We start from the raw sequence: 24,226 nt of genomic DNA on the forward strand, positions 1-24,226 counted from the left end.
TCGTCGCCTGGCAACGTCGTGCCGATCACGGTGAGGGTGATGCCGGCACCGGCAGCGGGGTGGCCGGTGGATCGGGCTGGACTTCTGCAGGATTGGGGACCACGAATGGATCCGCCCCCGGCGGTGGCGGCCCTGGTTCCCTCGGCAGACCGGGTGGGGGCGCCGGCGGTAGCCCCGGGTAGAGCGGGGTGCCGTCGGGGGCGTACATCGGGGCGCCGTAGGCCGGAGCACGCGGGTAAGGAATGGGACCTGGCGCAGGACCCCGATCCTGTCCGCGCAGCGTCGGAGGTTGGGGTACGCCCCGGGTGGCGGGGAACAGATCGGTGTAGAACGGGCGTCCGATTCCCGGATTGGGCCGGATATCCACCCCGGTACCCCACCCCGTGTTGGTCACCAGGTCGCGGACCGGAAAGTTCTTCGCGACATCGGGTAGCGAGCCGCAGCCCGGCTTTCCACCGGGTCCACCCTTCGCGCCGATGATGGTCAGATTCTCGGGGTAGCGGTACTGGTCCTTGCCGAACAGCAGTGCGGCGTCCACGACCAGAGACTTGCCGTTGTCCCCTCCGGTAATACCGGGATAACCGGTATCGAGCAGCGTCTTCGCGCCGACCAAAAGGCAGGTGTATTCCGGATTATACTTGTTCAGCAGCGATGTCGTGGATTGCAGGTCGTTAATCGCCCGAATGTAGTTGTCACGGTTCGGCGCAAGCAGATTGACACCGCTGTTGGCGAAACCGGTGATGTTGAGCAGCAAGGCGTCCAGCTGCTTGGCTTGCCGGTTGACGGTATCGCTGGTGGTGTTCGCCGCGTCCAGGGTTGCGAGGATGTTCTGCGCCGACGCACTGTAAGTGTCAGCGAAACCCTTGAGTGAGCGAAAGTCGGCCCTAATGGTCTCAGATCGCGGATTTAGTTGCAGCAAAACCTCATTGAGCCCCGTGCTGGCTTCGCCGATGCGCTCGCCCTGCCCACGGACGCCTTGTGCGAGCGCAGACAGGATTGCGTTGAGCTTCGCGGGATCGACCTGGTTGAGCAGACCCACCAGGTTCTCGAACACCGTGTTGACCTCGGTGCTGACATTGTCCGATTGCAAGACCGCACCTGAGGCCAGGCGCGTCGCACTGGGATCTGCCGGGTACACCAGCTCTACGTATTTGGCACCAAAGATGGTGGTGGCCTGAATGCGGGCGGCGACGTTGGCTGGAATGAATTTCAATTGGTCGGGGAACAGATTCAGCTTCAACGTAACTGGAGTGTTGCCGCCGGTGATGGTGCCGACCTCGCCGACCTGCACGCCGCGCATCTTAACTTTTGCGCCGACCTCCATAACCAGTCCCGCCCGGTCCGAAACCAACGTGACTGGAACGAAGGAACTGAAACTCTTGTTGAACGCGCCCATCGTCACGTAGACGAACGCCACGATCACGACCACCAGCGCGAGCGCCGACCAGAGCCGGGACGCTCGGCTTTCACCCCATCTCGTCGCCGCCATGCTCAACCCGCCAAGTTGAAGTGGCCGGTCTGGCCATAAATGGCCAGCGAAACAAACAGCACCACCACCGAGGCGGAGATCATCGACGTGCGTACGGCCCGACCCACCGCCTCACCGACACCGGCCGGACCGCCGGTTGCGTTGTAGCCGTAATAGGTGTGCACCAGCATGATCACCACCGCCATCACGAGAGCGAGCACGAAGGACCACAACAGATCTGTCGTGGAGAGAAACGTGTAGAAGTAATGGTCGTAGACACCGGCAGACTGCCCGTAGTAGACAGTGGTGCCGAACCGGGCGGCGAAGAACGACGCCATCACCGCCACGCAGTACACCGGGATGACCACGACGACCCCCGCAGCCACCCGCGTCGAGGCCAGGTAGGCCACCGAGCGGATACCCATCACTTCCAGCGCGTCGATCTCCTCGCTGATCCGCATCGCACCGATCTGCGCGGTCGCGCCCGCACCAATGGTGGCTGCCATCGCGATACCAGCGGTCAACGGCGCGATCAGTCGCACGTTGAAGAACGCCGAGGCGAATCCGATCAGCGCTTCGACACCCACTTGAGAGAACTGGTTGTAGCCCTGCACCGCGACCAGCGCGCCGGTCGACAGCGTCAGGAATCCCACGATCGCGGTGGTGCCACCGATCATCACCAATGCACCTGTACCCAGACTCATCTGGGCAATCAGCCGGATCAGTTCGCCGGTGTACCGGGTGAGCGCATCACCGATGGACAGCACCGTCTTGGCGTAGAACTGCGCCTGTCCGCCGATCCGTTCGATGCCATCGACGATGCCTCGTCCCGCTCTAGCGGTGCGTGGAAGTTTCAGCGCCACAGACGATCCCACGCTCATGGCGTCACCTGGAAGCCAACGGCGGTGACAATCACGTTGATCACGAACAGGGCGACGAAGGAGAACACCACGGTCTCGTTGACTGCGTTACCCACCCCAGCGGGGCCACCACCGACCGATGTGCCCATGTAGCAGGCAATCAGGCCGGCGGTCAGGCCGAAAAGGGTGGCCTTGATCAAAGCCACCAAGACATCGCTGAGCCCGGTGATCAAGGTCATCCCCGCGACAAAGGCACCAGGCGTGACGTGCTGGAAGTACACCGAGAAGAAGAATCCGCCGGCCAATCCGACCAGGATCACCAGCGATGACAGCAGCAAGGCGACGGTGGTGGCGGCGAGCACCCGCGGTACCACCAGCGTCTGGATGGGATTGATCCCCATCACCCGTAGTGCGTCGAGCTCCTCACGGATCGTGCGCGCCCCCAAATCGGCACACATCGACGTCGCGCCGGCACCGGCGACCACCAGCACCGTCACGATCGGACCCGTCTGATTCACCGTCCCCAGCGACGCGCCGGTCCTGGAGAAGTCGGCCGCCCCGAACTCCACCAACAACACGTTGAAGGTGAACACCGTCAACACTGTGAACGGGACCGACAAGAACAGAGTCGGCACCAACGACACCCGCGCAACGAACCACGTCTGCAACAGGTACTCACGCCAGGCAAACGGTCCCCGGAACAAGCACACGAACGTGTCCAGTGCCATTGCGACGAAGCCGCCGAAGCCCCGAAACGGCTTGGCGGCGATACCGGTCGACACCATCTAGCGCACCGTCCGCCGCGTCGGCGTGGGACGGGCCTGAAAGTTTCGGCATCCCCGGACGACTCGTCGCCCGCTCACAGTAATTGGCATCAACCGACCATGTCCCTCTCCGGCGACGTGTCCACCTGGCCGGGGTTACAGTGATCCGGCTCACTACTGATTTGAAAGTAAAATAAAAAAACCACCGGAAGGCAAGCGTCGGATAGTTGGGCCGAGTGAACCTCTCGGTGTCGTGCGGACACAGTCTTTTTCTGACGTCGCCGTCAACCGGATCGACACCCAGCGGATACCTGCCGTGTCACGAATATTGTTGTGATTGATGATTTTTCACAGGAATGACGCGGCCGGTGGCGCGTTTGGGCGCGGCAACTCCAGCTAGCTGACATGTCCCGCACCGGCGAACCCAGCGGCAGGTGAATGAACGCCCCATTGCGAAGGTAATCTAACCAGCGATAGAAATTATCGCGGCGCGGATCGCGACTGCCTCGCCCGGATGGATCGCTCCGAGGACCGCTTCCACTTTGAATTACGACATCTGCGCAGGCGTCGCGCCTCGCGATAGGAGATCAGATCATGTCCGCCACGTCAGCTGCCGCCACACCGCTAGAGGGCTTTCGGGTCGTCGAGCTCTCCAGTTTCGTGGCCGTCCCCCTGGCCGGAATGACCCTGTCACAGCTCGGGTGCGAGGTCATCCGCGTCGACCCGATCGGCGGCGCCGCCGACTACCAGCGGTGGCCCGTGGCCGACAGCGGGGCAAGCATTTACTGGGCCGGTTTGAACAAGGGAAAACGGTCGGTCGCTGTTGACCTGCGCTCACCGGAGGGCCAGAGACTCGTGCAGCGACTGGTCACCGAGAGTGGACCTCACGGCGGGATCTTGATCACCAACGTGGTGGGTCGCGACTGGCATTCGTACGAGGCCCTGGTGTCGATGCGTCCCGACCTGATCCACCTGGAGGTCTCCGGGCGCGGAGACGGTGGCACCGGCGTGGACTACACCGTGAACGCCGGGGTCGGCTTCCCGATGGTAACCGGGCATCCGTCGGCGCCGGGACCGGTCAACCATGTATTACCGGCCTGGGATGTCACCTGCGGACTGTATGCCGCCCTGGCCATCACGGCCGCCGTGCGCCATCGGGAGGCAACGGGCCAGGGCAGCCGAATACGGCTACCCCTGGAGGACGTAGCGCTGGCCACCGCAAGCAACCTGGGCTTCCTGACCGAGCCGATGGTCAACGGTACGCAGCGCGAGCGACTGGGGAACGCGATTTACGGCCAGTACGGCCAGGACTTCACCAGCCAAGACGGGGTCACGTTCATGATCGTAGCCCTCACTGGCCGCCACATCCGCGACCTCGCCAAGGTCACTGGAACTACCGAGGCTGTTGCCGCCCTTGCCGAAGCGCTTCATGCCGACTTCGCCGACGAGAGCGATCGGTACCGTCACCGCGACGCTCTCACCGCTCTGTTCACCAACTGGTTCGCAAATCGCCGCGCAGACCAGATCTCGGCGGACTTGTCGACGACGTCGGTTCTGTGGGAGCGCTACCGCACTTTCGCGCAGGCCGCGATCGATCCACGCGTCACCGACAACCCGCTGTTCACGAGTGTGCGTCAACCCCGGATCGGTGATTACCTCGCTGCCGGCTCACCAGTGTCCGTCGACGGTGCCCGCGCAGCAGCGATTGCCGCACCGACGCTGGGCGACGACACGCTCGACGTGCTCACCGAACGCCTGGCGATGTCACCTCACGACGTGCACCGACTGCGCGAATCCGGCATCGTCGCCACCGCGTGAACATCCGTGAGCGGACGGGCGACAGCGCGCAACTGGGGCTCGCCGTCGCGGTAGCGCCTGCGAGACGTGCGGGCCTGTGCTGGGTACCATCTGGCTCATGGCACGGGCGAGGGACATCAACAACGCTGTCACCTCGTCGGATGGCGACCGCGACCCGGATTCCAAATCGGCGCTGACCCGGCGACGAATACTGGATGCCGCCGCCTACGTCCTCAGCGTGAAAGGCTATGGCGGCCTGAGGTTGACTGACGTAGCTGCCCAGGCCGAAATTCAGGCACCCGCCATCTACTATTACTTCCCTTCCCGTGAGGACCTCATCGAAGAAGTGATGTGGGCGGGCATCGCCGACATGCGCGAGCATATGGTCGCAGTTCTCGACGAGCTACCTCCCGGAACATCCGCCCTGGACAGTCTCTTGGCGGCAGTGGAGGCTCATCTGCGCCACGCGCTGGAGATTTCCGACTACACCACCGCATCCATCCGTAATGCGGGTCAGGTGCCAGACACCATCCGGAAACGCCAGATTCGCGAAGAGGAACGTTACGGCGAAATATGGCGAGGTCTGATCAACGCCCTCGCCCGCGCCGGTGAGCTGCGTGCCGACCTCGACCTGTACATCGCGCAGATGCTCGTCCTCGGTGCTCTCAATTGGACTGTTGAATGGTGGGACCCTCGCCGCGGTTCGGTCGACGCGGTGGTCGCCAATGCCCAATCCTTGGTTCGCCATGGCCTCTCGCCCAGTGCCACCACCACTGCCACCAGGCGACGAAAGAAGCAGCCCTAACACCAGCCCCGGATTGCCTTGCCAGCACCCGGATCGCCCCCATCGAACACACTGCGTCGGCGCCACATTGATCGATAGTTTAATCTGTGTTAAAAACAGGGGGTACGAATCTCGTCAATACGGGTGTGCCCGTGTGCGGCTGATGCCGCGCCCACCACCCACCGCCGTCGACTACATGTAGTTCCGACGCAACGCCAGGAAGGGCGACATGACAACAGCATTGGGCATCGAAGAGACCATGCTGGTCGAAACCGTCCGCCAGTTCATCGACCGGGACGTCAAACCATCGGTGCGCGAGGTCGAGCACGCGAACGAGTATCCCGAAGTGTGGATCGACCAGATGAAGCGCATCGGCATCTACGGGTTGGCCATCCCGGAGGAATACGGCGGCACACCGGTGTCGATGCCCTGCTACGTCGACGTCACACAGGAGCTCGCGCGCGGCTGGATGAGCCTTGCCGGAGCCATGGGCGGACACACCGTGGTGGCCAAGCTCATCGGTCTCTTCGGCACCGAGAAACAGAAGCAGACATACTTGCCGGCCATGGCCACCGGCGAGCTTCGGGCCACGATGGCACTGACCGAACCCGGCGGCGGATCAGATCTGCAAGCCATGACCACAGTCGCGCGCGCCGACGGCGACGACCTGGTGATCAACGGAGCCAAGACGTGGATCAGCAATGCCCGTAGATCGGGTCTCATCGCCCTGCTGTGCAAGACGGACCCGAGCGCGAAGCCCAAACACAAGGGCATCTCGGTACTCCTGGTAGAGCGGGACACCGCTGGCCTGTTGGTATCCCGGGATCTACCCAAGCTCGGCTACAAAGGCGTCGAGAGTTGCGAGTTGGCATTCGACGACTGTCGGGTGCCTGCGTCGTCAGTCCTCGGCGGTGAACCGGGCCGCGGCTTCGCTCAGATGATGAAGGGCCTTGAGACCGGCCGTATCCAGGTGGCCGCGCGGGCACTGGGTGTGGCCACCGCGGCGTTGGAGGACGCCTTGGCCTATGCCCAGGACCGCGAGAGCTTTGGCCAGCCCATCTGGAAGCATCAGGCTATCGGGCACTACCTGGCCGATATGGCCACCAAGCTCACCGCCGCGCGTCAACTCACCTACCACGCTGCAGAACGCTACGACAGCGGGGAACGCTGCGATATGGAGGCCGGGATGGCCAAGTTGTTCGCCTCCGAGGCAGCCATGGAGATCGCCCTCAACGCGGTTCGCATCCACGGCGGATACGGCTACTCCACTGAATACGACGTCGAGCGCTACTTCCGCGATGCACCCCTGATGATCGTCGGCGAGGGCACCAACGAGATCCAGCGCAACGTGATCGCGAGCCAACTTGTCGCGCGCGGAGGGATCTGAAACCTCCGGCGCCAAAGCGGGCCCGGAATGATGCCGGGGCCGCTTTGGCGTTCGTCGGCCCAAGCCCTCCCGACGCCCCAGCCACCGGGCACCCCTTGTAGTGGGCGGCGCGCCAGGTGCCCACTACGGCAACGCGGCGACTTTAGCCGCGGCGGCTGCCTTTCGCTTGTCGGCAAACTCCAAGGCCTCATCCCACGAAGCCTTCTGGGCGATCATCCTGCGGTACTTCATGATCACCGTTTGACCGTTGAGGGTGAGCGCACCCACCAGACGGTCCCCGTGCCGGTAGAGCGCGGTCCATCGGTCACCACAGTCGACGTCACCATCGACGACGAGTACCTCGTCGCATTCGGGCACCCCGACGAACTGGATTCTGGCGTCATACCAATCGGACCAGAAATACGGCACTGTCTCATATGGTTTGGCGTTGTCCGGATCGATGGCGTTACGCGCGGCGGCGGCACCCTGTTCGGCGGCCGCGGTCCAGTTCTCCATGCGCTGGTGCACGCCGAACATTGGGTTCAGCCAGTTGGCGACGTCACCAGCCGCGTAGACCCCCGGGACCCCCGTCCACAAGGTTTCGTCACAAACGAGACCGTTGTCGACCGTCAGACCGGACCCCTCAAGCCAATCTGTGCACGGCACCACGCCGATTCCGACTATGACGAGATCGGCCTCGAGAACCGTGCCGTCACTCAAGACCACTCGTTGCACACGACCGTCACCCTCAAGGGCTTTAACCCCGGTTCCGCACAGCAGCCTTGTACCGTTGCGTTCATGTAGCGAAGCAACGGCTGCCCCCATCACGGTGCCCGTCGCACGCACCAGCGGGGTCGGCAGGGCTTCGACGACAGTGACTGGAACACCTCGCTTTTGGGCGCTCGCAGCGACTTCCGAGCCGATGAATCCGGCACCGATCACCACGGTCCGAGCACCGGCGTCCAGCGCGGCGCGAATCGCGAGTGAGTCATCGAGCGTGCGCAGGCCGTGGACACCGTCGAGATGATCAGTGTCGGGCAGTGTCCGCAGCTTGGATCCGGTGGCAATCACCAGTGCGTCGTAGCCCACTTCGCGGTCACCGATGTACACGATCCTGCGCCCGACGTCCAGACTCGTCGCCGGAGCGCCAAGAAGCAGTTCGACCCGCAACTCGTCGGCGAAAACGTCATCACTTCGAAAGAAGGGGGCCGAAGCCTGCCCGCCAGGCTCAGTGGCATTGAGAAAGTCCTTGGACAGCGGCGGACGATCATAAGGAAGGTGGCGTTCGGCGCCGATGAGGGTGATGGAGCCGTCGAAACCCGCTTTGCGGGCGGCCTCGACGGCGCGTAGCCCCGCCAGGGAGCCACCGATGACCACTAGCCGATCGATACTCATCGCCTCTGCCCCGACGAAAGTCGCATTCAGCGCTCGATCCGCAAGGCTTCGGTCGGGCAGCCGGACACGGCCTCCTCGACCGACTGGAGCTCGACGTCGGTGATGTCCTCCTTGAGCAAGACGAGATCACCATCGTCGTTGACCTCGAAGAATTCTGGCGCCATGGACTCGCAGATGCCCAGTCCCGTGCACTTGGCGAAATCGACGACGACCTTCATGTGCCCTCCACGCGTTTGCCCTTGCCCATCCCCCGCAGGCCCGGGGCGGCCGCGTCGATCACGAGGGAGATAATCTAATCAACATTAAAATATGCCCGTGGCAGTGTCAAGCCGCCTACGCCCTCGTCAGTTTTGGGTGCGATTCTGACCAGATCTTTTCTAATAGACGTTAAACTTCGCGTATCGCTGGACGCGCCGCCTCGGATTCACCGCTGTCGGCGTCATGAGATGGGAGACCAATGGACCTCGGACTGACCAACGCCCGCGTCGTCGTCACCGGAGGAGCGTCCAACATCGGGCGTGGCATCGTGCATCAGTTTGCCGGGGAGGGTGCACGAATCGTGATCAGCGACATCGACGAGCCCCAGGCCGAGAAGGTCAGGGGTGAGGCTCTCGAACGCGGGGCCGCCGCAGTCGAGTTGGCGATCGCCGACCTCACCGGTCCCGACGGTGCGGATCAAGCCATCGGCACGGCGGTCGACACCTGGGGTGGCATCGACGTCCTGGTAAACAATGCCGGATGGTCGGTCCCGGGTTTCATCGCCTCCGACACCGACCGAACCAAGTGGCAGCGGACCATCGAGGTCAACTTCTTCTCGGCGGTGGCGGCCACTCAGGCCGCCCTCGGTCCGATGAAGGACGCCGGTGGCGGTTCCATCGTGTTCATCGCCAGCGACGCCGCCTTCGGCCAGATCCGACAGGGTATCTATGGCGCATCGAAGGCTGCGATGGTGGCGCTGGCCCGCACCACCGCCCGCGAACACGGCCGGCATGGCATCCGGTCCAACGTGGTCTGTCCGGGACTCGTGATACCCGACGGCCCTGATGCCGTTGGTGCCGAGAGCCTTTGGTCGGTCGGCGAGGATGAAGTCTTCAACCCCAAGCAGATCGAATTCATGCTGAAGGACACCCCGATGCGGAGGCTGACGACGGCCGATGACGTCGGCCGCTCCGTTCTGTGGTTCGCCTCCCCCCTAGCCGCCCGCCAGGTGACCGGTCAGCTGATCTCGGTCAGCGGCGGCTACACCATGCCGTGATGACCGCGGCCCGGGCGGGCGATACGAAGTACGCCCGCACTCGACGCCGAATACTCGACGCCACTGCCTATCTGCTGAGCCGGAAGGGCTATGCCGGCACCCGACTGTCCGACGTCGCGCAGCGTGCTGCGATTCAAACGCCGGCGATTTACTACTACTTCGACTCCCGCGACTACCTCATCGAAGAAGTCTTGGCGTGCGGTCTGGCCGATATGCGCGAGCATCTCGTGGCGATGCTCGCCGCGCTGCCCGCCGACACCCCGCCCATCGACCGAATCCTGACAGCGGTGGAAGCACATCTGCGGCACGAGCTGCAAATCTCCGACTACACAACGGCTTCAATCCGTAACCACGGTCAGATACCGCTGCACCTACGGATCCGGGCCGACCAAGAGGGAGATCGTTACGGGGCGATCTGGCGCCAACTCTTCGATGACGCAGCGAATGCGGGCGCGTTACGCAAGGACCTCGACCTCAGAATCGCCCAAATGCTGATCATGGGCGCGCTCAATTGGGCGGCCGAGTGGTGGGATCCCAGCCGTACTGCCCTGACCGCTGTGGTCGGGGCCGCACAGGATCTCGTCAGAGGTGCACTCCTGCCCGTGAATAACGAAGGCGATCCGGGCGCTTAGAACATTTTCAAATCTGTGTTAGATTTCTAACATGCCTGAAGCCTTCATAGTTGATGCCGTCCGCACCGCCGTCGGCAAGAGAAGCGGCGGATTCGCCGCCGAACATCCAGCCGACATGGCCGCTCATGTCATCAAGACGGTAGTCGGCCGACACGACGTCGATCCAGCCGCGATCGACGACGTCATCCTCGGCTGTCTCGATAACATCGGCTCACAAGCCGGTGACATCGCCCGTACCGCCGCCCTGGCAGCGGGGCTACCCGAGTCGGTGCCCGGCGTCACGATCGACCGCCAGTGCGGATCTGCCCAGCAGGCAGTGCATTTCGCCGCCCAGGCAGTCATGAGCGGAACCTCGGATCTCATCGTCGCCGGCGGGGTCCAGAAGATGAGCCAGTACCCCATCCTCAGTGCCTTCGCCGCGGGTGAGCCGTTCGGCAGCACGGATCCGTGGACCGGGTGCCGCGGCTGGCTGGAGCGCTTCGGCGATCAGGAGATCTCGCAGTTCCGGGGCGCCGAGATGATCGCCAGCCAGTGGAATCTGAGTCGCGAGGACAACGAGCGCTTCGCACTGGAAAGTCACCAGCGCGCACTGGCGGCCATCGCCAATGGCTACTTCGAGCGCGAAATCTCGCCTTACGCAGGGGTTTCCGTCGACGAAGGGCCGCGCGCCAACACTTCCCTGGAGAAGATGGCCGCCCTGGCCACCCTGACCGAAGGGGGTGTGCTGACCGCCGCCGTCGCCAGTCAGATCTCCGACGGCGCCGCCGCCCTGCTGATCGCCTCACAGGACGCCGTCGATCGATTCGGCCTCACGCCCCGTGCCCGAATCCACCACATGTCAGTGCGTGGCGCCGATCCGGTGATGATGCTGTCCGCACCGATCCCCGCGACCCAGCACGCCCTCAAGCGCGCCGGCATGTCGATCGACGACATCGACGCCGTCGAGATCAACGAGGCCTTCGCGCCGGTCGTGCTGGCCTGGATCGCCGAACTCGGGGCCGACCCCAAGCGGGTCAACCCCAACGGCGGCGCGATCGCCCTCGGCCACCCCATCGGTTGCACCGGCGCCCGTCTCATGACCTCGCTGCTACACGAACTCGAGCGCACCGGCGGCCGGTACGGCCTGCAGACCATGTGCGAGGGCGGCGGGCAGGCTAACGTCACGATCATCGAACGGCTCTGACCATGAAGCGCACGCTCTACAATGCCGATCACGAGGCCTACCGCGAGACGGTGCGGGAGTTCCTGGCTCGTGAAGTCGAGCCCCACAAGGACGAGTGGGATCGCCAGCATTGGATAGACCGGGAGGTCTTCGCCCGGGCCGCCAAGGCGGGTGTCTACGCCCTACAGGTCGGTGAGGCCTACGGCGGAGCGGGCGAATCGGACTACCGCTACCGGATGATCGTCTGTGAGGAAGTGGCGCGGATCAATGCCCTGTCCTTCGGGCTGACAGTCAGCCTGCAGGACGATCTCGTGTTGCATTACTTGCTCGATCTGACCAACGACGAGCAGAAGCAGCGCTGGCTGCCGGGGTTCGCCTCCGGCGAGATCATCGGCTCACTGGCGATGACCGAGCCGGGCACGGGCAGCGACTTGCGGGGCATCCGCACCACCGCCAAACGTGACGGCGACAACTGGATTATCAACGGCCAGAAGACGTTCATCTCCAGCGGCATCATGTCCGATGTCGTGGTCCTCGCGGCCCGGACCGGTAACGAGGGCGGCTCAGGGGACCTCAGCCTCTTCGTGGTGGAGCGGGACACCCCCGGCTTCGAACGCGGCCGTCAGCTGGAGAAGATCGGGTTGCCGGCGCAGGACACGTCGGAGCTGTTCTTCAACAACGCAGTCGTACCGGCGGAGAACCTGCTGGGTGAAGAAGGCCGCGGGTTGCAGTACCTCATGAGCCACCTCCCCCGCGAGCGGCTCGGAGTGTCCGCGAAGGCGATGGCCACCACCCGGGCCATCTTCGATATCACCGCCGAGTACTGCCGCCAGCGCAACGCCTTCGGCAGGCCGCTGACAGCCAATCAGCACATCCGGTTCGAACTCGCCGAGATGGCCACCGAAATCGATGTCGCCGAGGCCTATGTCGACAAGTCGGTACTGGCCTATAACTCCGGCGAACTCACGCCGATCGACGCCGCCAAGGGCAAATGGTTCGTCAGCGAGCTGCAAAAGCGCGTTATCGACCGGTGCCTCCAACTGCACGGCGGATATGGCTATATGGCGGAATACCCGGTTGCCCGCGCCTTCGTCGACACTCGGATCCAGACGATCTACGGCGGAACGACCGAAATCATGAAAGAGATCATCGGGCGCGATATCGCTTCGGGTACCTGACAACTCAGACGCGCTGAGCCGAGCGGGCGCTCGGCTCAGCGTCATCATCAGCGGCGCAATTGATGGCGATCGAGTAGGCGGCGGGCGCGCTCCAGCACCGGGGCATCGACCATATGGCCGTCGACCTTGGCCGCTCCACCCGCAGCACCAGCCAAAACCGTTCGCGCCCATTCCCGTTGCGCGGGGTCGGGCTCGAAAGCGGAGTTGACCGCTTCGACCTGGATCGGGTGGATGCACATCTTCCCGGTGAAGCCCAACCGTGAGGCATACGCCGCATCGGTGCCTGCCTGGTCCCCGCTCGTCAGGTCGGTCGTCACGCCGTCGAGCGGCGGTGCGAGACCGGCCGCGACCGAGGCCAAGACGAGGACCGAACGCGCGTGTAGGAGCGCTTCACGGTCGTCCGCCGCCACCCCGAGTTCGGTGCTGAAATCGATGCTGCCGAACGCAAGTCGAATCACGTGGGGGGCAGCGCAGACCGACGAAGCCGCCATGACGCCTGCCGCGGTTTCGACGAGGGCAATCACCCGGGTCTGCTCCCCCAGCACCGCGCCGACGGCCTCGATACCTTCGGCAGACGACTTCGGGAGCATGACGGTGCAGCCTGTGCCGCGCAGCGCGGCGACATCATCGGCAAACCACGGTGTGTCGACCGCGTTGATGCGCACCACGGCGGCTGTGCCGCCGGTAAGCCAGTTCGCGACGTGCGCCCGTGCTTCTTCCTTGGCCGGCGCCGCAACCGCGTCTTCGAGATCCAGGATGACACCGTCCGCGCCGGATGACTTGGCCTTGTCGAAACGGCCGGGCCTGTCGCCCGGCACGAACAGCAGGGTGCGGGCGAGACTGAGCGGGTCCACCACGTCAGATCACGACCAGTGCGATGGCTGCAACGGCAACCGCAGCTACCCAGATGGTGAACAGCGCCTTCAGCGCGGTGGGAGCGGCGCGCAGCTCCATGAAGTCCATGCCGATGAAGAAGATTTTCGCGAACGCGATCACGATGGTCAACGTCGCGGCGACTCCGAGCCCGCCGCCCGTTGACGATGTGCCGCTGCCGAGCCACCAGGTGAGGCATGTCGCGAGGACAAGGCCGGCGAACACCGCGTTGACCCGATCGGACACCGCGCCGTTCATTCGGCGCTCACCAGATAGACGAGCGCGAAGATCGCCACCCACAGCAGATCGACCATATGCCAATAGGACGCGAAGCCCTCCACCACGCCGCGTGCCCGCACCCACGGGCGTCGGTGTTTGAGCATGCCCTGCCAGGCCAGCAGCAGTGCCGAACCGATCAGGACGTGCAGTAGATGCAGCCCGGCAAGGACGAAGTAGAACGTGAAGAATGTCCCGGACGCCGGTGTGTGACCGGCGGTGATCTCACTGGTGTACTCGACGGCCTTGAGTCCGGCGAACACCGCCGCGCACCCGATCGCCCCGCCGACTAATTGCCTGGCGACAGTGTGTCTTCCGGCTCGGTGCGCGGCGAGCGCGCGTACCACCAGATACGAACTCAGCAGCAGGACCAGGGTATTGACCGCCCCGATCGGCTGAATTAGCTGGTGAGCTGACTGCGTGAAGAGGTCCGGCTGCGCACGCCGGTCCCAAAGGAACACCAGCATGATCGCCGCGAACAGCGTCATATCGCCGAGAAGGAAGATCCACAATCCGGCTTCGCCGGGAATGTGCCCGGCCGCCGGCCTTTTCGGACGCTGCGTGGCTCCGACCTCATCGGCTTCGGTCGTGCCACCGAGAAATTCTGGCATTCCGGTATCTGCCTGCGCCCCAGGGTTCGTCATGCCGACGCTCCGGATACCGCGGTCATGTCCTGCTCCTGCGACTCCTTGATCACCTTGTGCAACATGACTCCCATCACCACCAGGAAGATCGTGTAGGTCGTCAGTGCCAACCAGAAGATGAAGATGCCGCGCCACGCGAAGGGACCGCTGTGGAAGAAGAACGCCAGCGGGTCGGGCAGGAACGAGAACGCAATCCAGAAGTTGACGTATCCCACCCACCGCGGCAGCGTCTGGCGCTTGTCGTTGAGGATCGCGACACCGATCGCGACGTTCTGGATGATGAACGGAGCGATCGGCGTGATGAAGAGCAGCCAGGCGATGTCGTTGAGGGTCACCGTCAACTCGGGGTTGCGATCGGGCCGAAACCCGATCACCGCCATCAACAACATCGGTAGGAGCAGCAGCACGCCGGTCGCCGCTCCGGTGATCAACTGCAGGAACGTCAGGATGGGCGTGCGGCCCTCCATGCGCACCATGTAGACGCCGATCACCGCAATGAGCGGGAACACCAGACAAATGCCCACCGACGCGACCGCCATTCCGGCGAGCACCCGAGTCTGGCTGTAGAAGTCGACAACCTCGTGGACCGAACTGTCCGGGCCCAGTGGAATGGGCAGCACGCCGGCGATGAGCCAACCAACCAGCGCGATGACCACAGTCGCTGGGCCGGCCAGGGCACACAGTGATAGAACTCGCTTCGTCAACGTCACTCCTCAAGCACGGGTTGTCCGAACAGCCTGCTCAGCCGAGCGGGTTGCAACCCAGTTCGACGTTGGACAGATCGGAGATCTCCGACCAGCGCGCGGTGAGTTCATCGACCGTCGGTGTCTCCGAGAAGGTCACTCCCTTGTTCTGGAACTGCGCCACTCGCTGGATGTTTCCGCCGCCGACGACATACACGCTGCCCGAATCGGTGCACTGCTCACTGAGGAGGTAGCCCACGACCGGCGCCACCTGCGCGGCAGGCAGCTTCTCGAGCAGTTCCGGCGGGGCGATGTCGGTGGTCATCCGTGTCGCCGCCATCGGCGCGACGGCGTTCGCCAGGATCCCGTACTTGGCGCCTTCGATGGCGAGGGTGTTGATCAGTCCGACCAACCCGAGTTTCGCCGCGCCGTAGTTGGCCTGGCCGAAGTTGCCGAACAGTCCGCTGGTCGAGGTGGCCATGACGATCCGGCCAAACTTCTTCTCGCGCAGGTGTGCCCAGGCCGCGCGGGTGACGTAGTAGCCGCCGTAAAGATGGACTTTGAGGACCGCGTCCCAGTTCTCCGTGCTCATCTTGTGGAATGCGCCGTCGCGCAGGATGCCGGCGTTGTTGACGACGCCGTCCACTGTTCCGAACTCGGTCACCGCGGCGTCGACCAACGACTGCGCGCCGTCCTCCGTCGAGATGTTGTCGTAGTTGGCCAACGCCGTTCCGCCGCGCTGGCGGATCTCGTCGACGACGGTGTCCGCCATGGCCTGCCCGGATCCCGATCCGTCGCGGGCTCCCCCGAGGTCGTTCACCACCACCTGGGCGCCCTCGTCGGCGGCGAGTAGCGCGTACTCGCGCCCCAGTCCGCCGCCCGCACCGGTGATGATGATGACCCTGCCGTCAAGCCCTGCCATGTTGCTCGTTCCATTCCTTCGAAGGTTTGATCGTCGAAAACTGCTGTACCGTCAGAAGATTTTGCGCATGATCTTGATGGCCCGATCCGTGTAAGGCGGGTACACCAACAGAGGATCGGGCCAGGTGGTCTTCGATAACACCGCGCGCCGATGGCTCAGCGCCTCGAAACCCCAGCGCCCGTGATAAGCACCTATCCCGCTGGCGCCCACTCCACCGAAGGGCAATTGCGGGACCAGACAGTGCATCGCCACATGGTTCACCACCGCTCCGCCGGACGGAATCGAGTCCACCAATCCCTTTGCCAACCGCCGAGACGCCGTGAAGACGTACAGCGCCAGGGGTTTCGGTCTGCTATTGACGAAATCCACAGCCGCATCGGTTGATTCGATGGTGATCACCGGCAAGACCGGTCCGAAGATCTCGTCGGCCATCACCGGATCGGCAGCTGACGGGTCGAGGATCACGGTGGGCTCGATCGTCAACGCTTCGCGCGAGTAGCCGCCGCCGGCGAGGATCGTGCCGGTGGTGGAATCGATCAAGGAGGTCAGCCGGTCGAATTGCCGTGCGTTGACGATCCGCATTCCGCCAATGTCCTCGGCCCGAAAGGCCTTGATATTGGCGACGATCTTGTCGGTCAGCTCCTTGGCGATCGACCGCTCCGCCAGAACATAGTCCGGCGCGATACAGGTCTGGCCGGAGTTCAGCAGCTTGACCCACGCGATACGTCGAGCCGCGACGTCGAGGTTCGCATCAGCGGCAACGACGACCGGGCTTTTACCACCGAGTTCCAAGGTGACCGGCGTCAGCGTCGGAGCGGCGGCGGCCATGATCAACTTGCCGATCTCGGTGCCACCGGTGAACAGAGCGTGATCGAAACCCTGCGCCAGCAGATCCTGCGTCGTCTGGCCATCACCTTCGACGACCCGGACCGCCTCGGCATCGAGGTATTGCGGCACCAGTTTGGCCAACAGTGCCGAAGTGGCGGGCGCCAGCTCTGAGGGCTTGAGTACCACGCAGTTGCCCGCCGCCACGGCGGCGACGATCGGTCCCAGGCTCAGGTAAAGCGGGTAGTTCCACGGCCCGATGACCAGGACGACACCGAGTGGGTCGTACTGCACCCAGCTCCGTCCCGGTAGCTGGGCCAGTGGCAGCGGTTGCCGACGCGGCCGCATCCACGACTTGAGGTGCTTGCGCGCGAAAGTAGCTTCACCCTTGGTCGAGGCGATATCGCCAAGCCACGCCTCGACCGCCGGCCGGCCGAGATCGGCGTGCAGCGCCGCGGAGATCTCGGATTCTCTTTCGTCACAAAGCCGTTCGATACCCTCGAGCTGAGACAGCCGCCAGCTCAGATCCCGGGTGCGACCGGTGTTGAAAACCTGGCGCAGCGCGGACAGATCAAAAGCGTCGGCTGCCGGGCCGGTCAGCGAGGTGTGCCCGGAAGCTGCCTGGATCGACACGTCTCGGCTCAGATCTCGGGCGCGGGGACGACACCGGAGAGTACGGCGCCGCTGATCCCACCATCGACGACGAGCGCGTGACCGTTGATCCACCGTGCCTCATCGGAGGCCAGGAACAGCACAGCCGAGGCGATATCGTCCGGAGTCGCATGCCTGCCGAGGAGTTCCTTGATGCCGTCGAGGTTGTCCTTGCCCATCGATTCCTCGAAGTCCACCAGGATCGGGGTCTCGACCGGACCGGGCAGCACCGCGTTGATACGCAGACCCATTTCGACGACGGCCAGGCCCATCGTCATGGTGTAGACGGTGGTGGCTTCTTTGGAGAAGTTGTAGGCGTTGCCCTGCTGCGGGTTGGCCTTGAACCAGGCTGCGCCCTCTTCGAAGGTGTCGGTGGCGAGCAGATCCCGAATGGTGTCCAGGCGGGCCGGCCAGCCGAAACCTGCGGTCGAGGACACGATCACCACGGAACCACCGGGGTTGAGCCGTTCGAAGAACGCCTCCGCCAGGTGACGGACGGCGAGGGTGTTAACCGCCAGCACCAGATCAGCCGGGGCCGTGCCGGGAATGCCCGCGACGTTGAGCAATCCGTCGAATGTCCCATCGAGCTGCTCGAGGGCGGCGTCGATGCTGCGGGGATTGGCGAGGTCGACCTCGATGTGTCGCGTCACCGCAGCCGTGGGGGTGTTCCGGTCCAATGAGGTCACTTCCGCGCCTGCGGCGAGCAGACGCTCGGCAACTGCGTTACCGATGCCGGAGGCGGCACCGGTGACGACGAAGCGCTTTCCTTGGAAGGCAGCCATCTATAACTCCTAATCGAGGGTGTAAGGCATGGATTTCGCGGCGCGCACGAAGTTGCCGACGAGGTACTCCGGCTCGCCGACTCGCAGGTTCGGGGCCCGGAAGATCAACTCGCGGAAGAACGCCTCCAGCTGCATCTTGGCCAGGAAGCTACCCATGCAGAAGTGCGGCCCACCGCCTCCAAAGCCTAAGTGGTTGTTAGGCTTTCGGCGAATATCAAAAGTGTGAGGATTGGCGAACACCCGTTCGTCGCGGTTGGCCGAGGAGTACATCATCATGACCCACTCGCCTTCCTTGATCTCCTGTCCACGCAGGACCGTGTCCTGGGTGACGGTGCGGCGGAAGGTCATCACCGGAGTCACCCAGCGCACGAACTCCTCCATGGCCGGCTTGATGTGCCCGTCATAGTCCTGCACCAACAGCTCCCGCTGGGCGGGGAACTGTTGCAGCGCATGGGTTGTCAAAGTAATCGTGTTGCGAGTGGTGTCGTTGCCGGCCACCGACAACAGAACGAAGAAGGCACCGAGTTCTTCGTCGGTGAGCTTGCGACCGTCGACCTCGGCCTGTACCAGTTGCGACATCAGGTCGGACGTCGGCTGCGAGCGGCGCAGCTCGGCCAATTCCAGACCGGCCGTGAGGAGGCCGACCAGCGAATCGCTGAGAACTTCCCCCGACTCCCGCCCGGCGGCCACGTCCTCGTCGGCCCACGACACCATGCCGTCGGCGTTGTGCGCTGCCTCGTCCCGCATGTCCTCGGGCAGGCCCATCATCTCGTAGATGGTCCACATGGGCAGGCGCTTGGAGACCTGCTGAACGAAGTCACCATTTTTGGTCCGCAGCAGTTCGTCGACGATCGTGGTGGCCTGGTTCTTGATCTGATCCTGAATCTTGGCCACCTGGCGGGGGGTAAAGACCGAGCTCACCAGCTTGCGCAGGCTGGAATGGCTGACCCCGTCCATTCCGAGGAAGGACTCGGCCGCCTCCAGCATCTCCTCCGGAACCGCCTCGCTCTGAACACCTTTGGCCGAGGAGAACAAACCTGGATGCTTGCTCACGTAGGCGATGTCCTCGTGGCGGGTCACCACCCAAATGCCGTCGATTTCGGGTGCCATCAGCGCGCCGGCCAGCGGCGGGTGCCAGCTCAGCGGGCGCTCGTCCCGCAAGATCTTGAACGACGCCTCTCGGTCCTCGGCCGTGCCGGCCCAAAAACTCAGCGGCGATATGCTGACCGGATCGTAGGTGCGGCCGGGTGATGTCAGTCCAGCGGTCATCTTCCTACCTCCACATATCGTTCCTGCAGTGTGCGTTTGACGAGCTTTCCGGTGGCTGACCGGGGCAGTTCGTCGACGAAATCGACCGAACGTGGCGCCTTGAAACGCGCCAACCGCTCCCTGACGTAATCGATGATCTCGGAGGCCAGTCCGTCGGACGGCGACTCACCATCACGTAGCTGTACGACCGCCTTGACCTCTTGTCCCATCTCGGGATGAGGAATTCCGATCACGGCGACATCGTAGATCTGCGGGTGCATAGCCAACACGTTCTCGACCTCTTGCGGGTAGATGTTCACTCCCCCGGAGATGATCATGAATGCCTTGCGATCGGTGAGGAACAGATAGCCGTCCTCGTCGAGGTAACCGATATCGCCTACGGTGGCCCAGTTATCGTGCGCGGGATGCCTTGACTCGGAAGTCTTTTCGGGGTCGTTGTGATAGGTGAACGGCGGCTCGTCGCGCTCGAAGTAGATGACGCCGGGCTGGCCGGTGGGCAGTTCTACGCCGTCGTCATCACAGATATGCACGGTGCCGATGGCGGCCTTACCGACCGATCCCCGCTTCTTGCGCCACTCGGGCGTGCTGATCAGCGTGACACCGTGGCCCTCGGTGGCCCCGTAATACTCGGCGAGGATCGGGCCCCACCAGTCGATCATCGCGTCCTTGACGTCCGGCGGGCAGGGTGCCGCCGCGTGCACCGCGAGCCGCAGTGACGACACGTCGTAGGACGCTCGCGTCTCTTCGGGCAGTTGCAGCAGACGTACGAACATGGTGGGCACCATTTGCAGCGCCGTGACCTTGTACCGCTGGATCGCCGCAAGAGAACCCTCGGCATCGAATCGATCCATCACCACGACGGTGCCACCCAGCGCCTGCACGGCCGCACACCACTTCAGCGGCGCCGCATGATAAACGGGGGCCGGCGATAGGTAGACGTCATCGGCAGTGAATCCGAAACCGTGCTGCAGAAGAGCGGTGACGCTCTCACCGGGCTCGTTGACCTGAATGGGCAACAGCCGCGGCTTGATGCCCTTGGGCCTGCCGGTCGTGCCCGAGGAGTACAGCATCTCCGATCCGCGGGGCTGGTCGGTCAACCGAGGACCCGCCTGCTCCAGCAGTTCGGTATAGGACTTGTATCCGTCGATCGCGCCGCCGAAGGCGTACCAGTGCTCGACCTGGGGTACCAGAGCGGCAACTTCGATGCTCAGCGATGCGACCCCCGCGGAAGCGAAGACAACCTGCGCGCCGCTGTCGGCCACGATGTAGGCGGCCTCGGCCGGCGACAGGTGCCAGTTCGCGAAGGTCACGTAGAGGCCAGACCGTACTGCGGCCCAGTAGATTTCAAAAGCCTCTGGCACATTGTCCGACAAGACGGCGATGACATCACCGGGTTGCAGGCCCAGCTGCCGCAGTACGGCGGCCAACCGGGCCGAGTTCTCGTCCAGCTGACCGTAGGTCACCGTCACGCCGGAATCTGCCATGACGACCGCCGGACGCTGGGGTGCGGTAGCGGCGTGTGCTCCTGGGAACATGTTTTACTGGACGACCAGATCTTCGCGGCCGTCATCCTTGAGTCGCTGGATGTAGTCGCCGTAGAGCTTCTTACCGAGCGGGGCCAGCTTGAGCAGACTCGCCACGTTGCCATCGACCTTGATTTTGCGCTTGGCCATCGCCATCGGCAGGTTGACCTTTCCCTGCCAATAGGCGTTGCCCAGATCGGCCGTCATGCCCATGGTGGCCGACGGAGTTGGCGCATCCGGGCCGCCGCCGCTGACCGCCTTGTTGGCCATGTCGACGACGACCAGGGCGTCCGGCTCAGTGAAGTCAAAGGCCACCACCAAGCCGGTCTCGGCCAACTTCGGCCCGATTTCCGGATCCCCGAAGGCATTTTCGAAGATCCCGCCGATGTACTTGGTGACTTCGTCAGAGTTGTTGAACCCCATCGTTCCCTCTCCAGTGCGACACACGTACAAAACTTATTTCTGATTAAAAAATATAGTACTTATGGTGTGTAGCACAGTCAACATTCGAGTGTTGCTCATGACACACGCGAGCAGGATCCAACGATTGACAGCGCCGTCGGCACACTGCCGACGGCGCTGTCAAGCCCAGCTGAGTCGCGAGCGCTGAAGCTAGCCGCTGGTCGTCAACGAGAAGGTCGCCGCGATCTCCTCGACGACGAGCTGCGCTGTCTCCGCACACGCGGTCGTACCGCCGTTGGCGTACTCCTTGACAGCGTCGCCGACGTTCCAGAGCCCTTCGAAGGGGGTGTCACGCGGTAGGTCAAACCCGGCGACCGCACGCTGCGGGGGCCAGCCGTCACGTGTGATGGCAATATTGAGGACCCTCGCCCGCTCGTCGAAACCGTCGATCGTGTCCCGGAGATCCTCGAGCAGCAGATCGGTTTCGGCCTTCTCGTCGAAGTCGCCGACGGACGGCTTGGGGACCGAGGTGCCAACGTAGAGGTGCCATCCCGGCGGTGCCATCTCGGGGCAGATATCGGTGAAGTTCGCGATGTAGGCCACCCTGCGCGATTTGGCGAAACTCAACATGCCCGGCGCCTCGATCAACCGCTCCTGGCTGGCGAAGTTCACCGAGATCATCGCGGTAGGACGATCACCCTTGCGTACCAGCTCCCGATAGTCCGCAGGCACGTTACCCGCGCCGATCAAGCCCACGGTCGCCGCGGGCCCGACATCACTGACGACGATCGATGAAGCGATATCGATTGTCGTACCGTCACGTTCGACCTGTACGCCGGTCACTCTGTTACCGTCGACGACGATCTTCGTCACGTCCGTCGACAACCAGACCTCGCCCCCATGAGAGGCCACCACCTCCGCCAGCCCCTGCCAGAGACCGATCGTGCCCTGCGGGTGGAAACCGAAACGCTTGAAGGCACTCTTGCGGGTGAAGTACGTCAGGAAGACCCTGGCCGGCAGATCCTCTGATCCCACTGCGAACACCGAGGCGCACATATTGCGGAAGATGCCATGCACCCCTTCGTTTTTGGTGTATTTGGACACCCATTCGGCGGTAGTGATTTCATCCTCGGGCAGCCCGTCGTCGGATCGCGCCGCGCCAATGCCCTTGACCAGCTTCGCGCCTTGGCGGGTGAGCTTGCCGAGGAGTAGCCCCCAGCCGCCACCGGTGACGTCCACGTCCTTGCCACCGATTCGGTACAGGATCGGTGGGCTGGGTTCCCGGATCTCGAACGGAGCACCGACCTCTTCACAGGTCTGCTGAGTGATGCCGCCGACCTCGATGACGATCGCCCCGTTGTTGACCTTGAACCCGTCGATGTCGTCGGTCGACGCGCGGCCACCGACCTTGTCCAGCCTTTCGACCACCAGGGTCCGGTAGCCACGATGCGCGAGGCGGGCAGCGGTGAACAATCCCCCCGCGCCGGCTCCGATGACGATGGCATCGAACTCACGTTGTTCGGTCACGTTGTGTCCTTTCGGTTTTCGGTTCTAGTACGAACGCGGCAGGCCGAGGGAGGTCTGTGCGACGAAGTTGAGCACCATCTCCCGGCTGACCGGAGCAGTGCGCATCAGGCGGGTGATGAACCACAGCTCCGAGAGCCCGTATTCGTGGGCCAGACCATTGCCACCATGGGTCTGGATAGCCTGGTCAAGCGCCTGCAGCGAGGCCTCAGATGCGGCGAACTTGGCGATATTGGCTGCCTCGGCCGCTGATTCGCCCGCATCGAAGAGTTCGGCGCTGCGCATGGTGGCCATCCGACCGAGTTCCACCGCGATGTGCGCTTCGGCCAAAGGGTGAGCAATACCCTGATGGGCGCCGATCGGGGTGGACCAGACCTGGCGTTGCTTGGCGTACTGCGCGGCCTTATCGATCGCGAACCGTCCGACACCGCTGCAGATCGCACCGACCAGGATGCGCTCGGGATTCAGGCCCGAGAACACCTGCTTGAGCCCCTGGCCCGCCGTGCCGATGAGCGCGCCCTCGCCTACCTCCACCTCGTCGAGGAACACTGTGAACTGCTTATCGGGCGAGACGATGGAGGTTTCGATCTCCTGCAACGTCAGGCCCGGGCTGTTGGTGGGCACCACGAACAGCGACAGTGCGCTCTTCTCCGGAGTCGAGTGTTCGGCATCCTTGGCCACCAGGAGCACGGCCTCGGCCTGGTCGATGGCCGAGATGTAGTACTTCGAACCGGAGATCTTCCACCCGGTGTCCGTACGCCGCGCCGTGGTGGCGACCTTGTGGCTGTTGGAGCCGGCGTCGGGCTCGGTCAGACCGAAGGCCATCTTGCGCGACCCATCGGCAATGCTGGGCAACCACTCCCGCTTCATGGCCTCAGAGCCGTGATGGGCCAGGATACTGCCGCAGATCGCGGGCGAAATCACCCAGATCAGCATGGGCATACCGTGGGCCGCCAACTCCTCGACGACGACGACGGCCTCGGCCATGCCGCCGCCCCCACCGCCGTACTCCTCCGGCAGATGCACACCCAGCAGACCTGAGGCGCCCAGGTCCTTCCAGAGCTCTTCGATCCCCTGGCCGCGGCGGCCGCGCTCGAGGAAATACTCCTGCCCGTAGCGGGACACGATCCCCGCCACGCTCTCGCGAATTGCCCTGTGCTCCTCGGTGTCTACGACGAGATTCGACACGTT

The 24,226-nt window shown here is 63.8% G+C and carries 24 protein-coding genes; 7 read left to right on the forward strand and 17 right to left on the reverse strand.

The annotated features are described in order from the left end of the window. Window positions 1-25: 25 nt before the first annotated feature. Genes H7J73_RS10515 through H7J73_RS10525 form a run of 3 tightly spaced genes read right to left on the reverse strand, consistent with a single transcriptional unit; the run spans window position 26 to window position 3,113 of the window. Window positions 26-1,489, reverse strand: a complete 1,464-nt coding sequence (locus H7J73_RS10515; RefSeq protein WP_264067293.1) for an MCE family protein — start codon at window positions 1,487-1,489, stop codon at window positions 26-28. Window positions 1,490-1,491: 2 nt separating this feature from the next. Beyond that, the gene (locus tag H7J73_RS10520) at window positions 1,492-2,349 is read right to left on the reverse strand and encodes an ABC transporter permease (RefSeq protein WP_264067294.1); all 858 of its coding nucleotides are present in this window, start codon (window positions 2,347-2,349) and stop codon (window positions 1,492-1,494) included. Then, window positions 2,346-3,113, reverse strand: coding sequence for an MlaE family ABC transporter permease (locus H7J73_RS10525; RefSeq protein WP_264067295.1), 768 nt, complete (start codon window positions 3,111-3,113; stop codon window positions 2,346-2,348). The genes H7J73_RS10520 and H7J73_RS10525 overlap by 4 nt, the downstream gene beginning before the upstream one ends. Window positions 3,114-3,686: 573 nt before the next feature. On the opposite strand from H7J73_RS10525, the gene H7J73_RS10530 reads away from it, so the two are divergent. The 3 genes from H7J73_RS10530 to H7J73_RS10540 all read left to right on the forward strand — a co-directional run bounded on the left by H7J73_RS10530 (window position 3,687) and on the right by H7J73_RS10540 (window position 7,060). Next, a complete protein-coding gene (locus H7J73_RS10530) occupies window positions 3,687-4,910 on the forward strand; it encodes a CoA transferase (RefSeq protein ID WP_264067296.1) in 1,224 nt (407 codons plus the stop codon). 97 nt (window positions 4,911-5,007) lie between these two features. Beyond that, on the forward strand, window positions 5,008-5,694 hold the full coding sequence (locus tag H7J73_RS10535; RefSeq protein WP_264067376.1) for a TetR/AcrR family transcriptional regulator: 687 nt from the start codon (window positions 5,008-5,010) through the stop codon (window positions 5,692-5,694). Between the two features lie 208 nt (window positions 5,695-5,902). Further along, window positions 5,903-7,060: an acyl-CoA dehydrogenase family protein gene (locus H7J73_RS10540; protein WP_264067297.1), complete on the forward strand. Its 1,158-nt coding sequence runs from the start codon at window positions 5,903-5,905 to the stop codon at window positions 7,058-7,060. Between the two features lie 123 nt (window positions 7,061-7,183). Here the strand turns inward: H7J73_RS10540 and H7J73_RS10545 are convergent, their stop codons facing one another. Both H7J73_RS10545 and H7J73_RS10550 read right to left on the reverse strand, forming a co-directional pair. After that, window positions 7,184-8,434 carry an NAD(P)/FAD-dependent oxidoreductase gene (locus H7J73_RS10545; protein ID WP_264067298.1) on the reverse strand — a complete coding sequence of 417 codons (1,251 nt, stop codon included), beginning with the start codon at window positions 8,432-8,434 and terminating at the stop codon, window positions 7,184-7,186. 26 nt (window positions 8,435-8,460) lie between these two features. Continuing rightward, complete coding sequence (locus tag H7J73_RS10550; protein ID WP_264067299.1) at window positions 8,461-8,652, reverse strand: ferredoxin; 192 nt, start codon at window positions 8,650-8,652, stop codon at window positions 8,461-8,463. A gap of 239 nt (window positions 8,653-8,891) precedes the next feature. Here H7J73_RS10550 and H7J73_RS10555 point away from each other — a divergent pair, with 239 nt between their 5' ends. Genes H7J73_RS10555 through H7J73_RS10570 form a run of 4 tightly spaced genes read left to right on the forward strand, consistent with a single transcriptional unit; the run spans window position 8,892 to window position 12,661 of the window. Continuing rightward, on the forward strand, window positions 8,892-9,689 hold the full coding sequence (locus tag H7J73_RS10555; RefSeq protein ID WP_264067300.1) for an SDR family NAD(P)-dependent oxidoreductase: 798 nt from the start codon (window positions 8,892-8,894) through the stop codon (window positions 9,687-9,689). After that, entirely contained in the window at window positions 9,689-10,321 is a 633-nt protein-coding gene (locus tag H7J73_RS10560) for a TetR/AcrR family transcriptional regulator (protein ID WP_264067301.1), read from the forward strand. Before H7J73_RS10555 ends, H7J73_RS10560 begins: the two co-directional genes overlap by 1 nt. A gap of 31 nt (window positions 10,322-10,352) precedes the next feature. After that, the gene (locus H7J73_RS10565; protein WP_264067302.1) at window positions 10,353-11,504 is read left to right on the forward strand and encodes an acetyl-CoA C-acetyltransferase; all 1,152 of its coding nucleotides are present in this window, start codon (window positions 10,353-10,355) and stop codon (window positions 11,502-11,504) included. Window positions 11,505-11,506: 2 nt separating this feature from the next. Then, a complete protein-coding gene (locus tag H7J73_RS10570; protein WP_264067303.1) occupies window positions 11,507-12,661 on the forward strand; it encodes an acyl-CoA dehydrogenase family protein in 1,155 nt (384 codons plus the stop codon). Between the two features lie 47 nt (window positions 12,662-12,708). Here H7J73_RS10570 and H7J73_RS10575 read toward each other — a convergent pair whose 3' ends face one another. The 12 genes from H7J73_RS10575 to H7J73_RS10630 all read right to left on the reverse strand — a co-directional run bounded on the left by H7J73_RS10575 (window position 12,709) and on the right by H7J73_RS10630 (window position 24,223). Beyond that, a complete protein-coding gene (locus H7J73_RS10575; protein ID WP_264067304.1) occupies window positions 12,709-13,518 on the reverse strand; it encodes an HpcH/HpaI aldolase/citrate lyase family protein in 810 nt (269 codons plus the stop codon). 1 nt (window position 13,519) lies between these two features. Further along, entirely contained in the window at window positions 13,520-13,780 is a 261-nt protein-coding gene (locus H7J73_RS10580; RefSeq protein ID WP_264067305.1) for a cytochrome C oxidase subunit IV family protein, read from the reverse strand. Window positions 13,781-13,788: 8 nt separating this feature from the next. Further along, complete coding sequence (locus H7J73_RS10585; RefSeq protein ID WP_264067306.1) at window positions 13,789-14,454, reverse strand: cytochrome c oxidase subunit 3; 666 nt, start codon at window positions 14,452-14,454, stop codon at window positions 13,789-13,791. Then, the gene (locus H7J73_RS10590; protein WP_264067307.1) at window positions 14,451-15,158 is read right to left on the reverse strand and encodes a hypothetical protein; all 708 of its coding nucleotides are present in this window, start codon (window positions 15,156-15,158) and stop codon (window positions 14,451-14,453) included. The genes H7J73_RS10585 and H7J73_RS10590 overlap by 4 nt, the downstream gene beginning before the upstream one ends. A 37-nt stretch (window positions 15,159-15,195) precedes the next feature. After that, a complete protein-coding gene (locus H7J73_RS10595; RefSeq protein ID WP_264067308.1) occupies window positions 15,196-16,059 on the reverse strand; it encodes an SDR family oxidoreductase in 864 nt (287 codons plus the stop codon). A gap of 51 nt (window positions 16,060-16,110) precedes the next feature. Then, window positions 16,111-17,484 carry an aldehyde dehydrogenase family protein gene (locus H7J73_RS10600; protein WP_264067377.1) on the reverse strand — a complete coding sequence of 458 codons (1,374 nt, stop codon included), beginning with the start codon at window positions 17,482-17,484 and terminating at the stop codon, window positions 16,111-16,113. Window positions 17,485-17,525: 41 nt separating this feature from the next. After that, window positions 17,526-18,317 carry a coniferyl-alcohol dehydrogenase gene (locus H7J73_RS10605; RefSeq protein ID WP_264067309.1) on the reverse strand — a complete coding sequence of 264 codons (792 nt, stop codon included), beginning with the start codon at window positions 18,315-18,317 and terminating at the stop codon, window positions 17,526-17,528. A gap of 9 nt (window positions 18,318-18,326) precedes the next feature. Next, window positions 18,327-19,586, reverse strand: a complete 1,260-nt coding sequence (locus H7J73_RS10610) for a cytochrome P450 (RefSeq protein ID WP_264067310.1) — start codon at window positions 19,584-19,586, stop codon at window positions 18,327-18,329. Further along, window positions 19,583-21,121, reverse strand: coding sequence for an acyl-CoA synthetase (locus H7J73_RS10615; RefSeq protein WP_264067311.1), 1,539 nt, complete (start codon window positions 21,119-21,121; stop codon window positions 19,583-19,585). Before H7J73_RS10615 ends, H7J73_RS10610 begins: the two co-directional genes overlap by 4 nt. Window positions 21,122-21,124: 3 nt before the next feature. Then, window positions 21,125-21,532 carry an SCP2 sterol-binding domain-containing protein gene (locus tag H7J73_RS10620; protein WP_264067312.1) on the reverse strand — a complete coding sequence of 136 codons (408 nt, stop codon included), beginning with the start codon at window positions 21,530-21,532 and terminating at the stop codon, window positions 21,125-21,127. Window positions 21,533-21,721: 189 nt separating this feature from the next. After that, window positions 21,722-23,038: a phytoene desaturase family protein gene (locus H7J73_RS10625; protein ID WP_264067313.1), complete on the reverse strand. Its 1,317-nt coding sequence runs from the start codon at window positions 23,036-23,038 to the stop codon at window positions 21,722-21,724. A gap of 24 nt (window positions 23,039-23,062) precedes the next feature. Further along, a complete protein-coding gene (locus H7J73_RS10630) occupies window positions 23,063-24,223 on the reverse strand; it encodes an acyl-CoA dehydrogenase family protein (RefSeq protein WP_264067314.1) in 1,161 nt (386 codons plus the stop codon). Window positions 24,224-24,226: the final 3 nt, after the last annotated feature.

The sequence above is a fragment of the Mycolicibacterium komossense genome, from assembly GCF_025822605.1.
In the GTDB taxonomy this organism is placed as follows: domain Bacteria; phylum Actinomycetota; class Actinomycetes; order Mycobacteriales; family Mycobacteriaceae; genus Mycobacterium; species Mycobacterium komossense.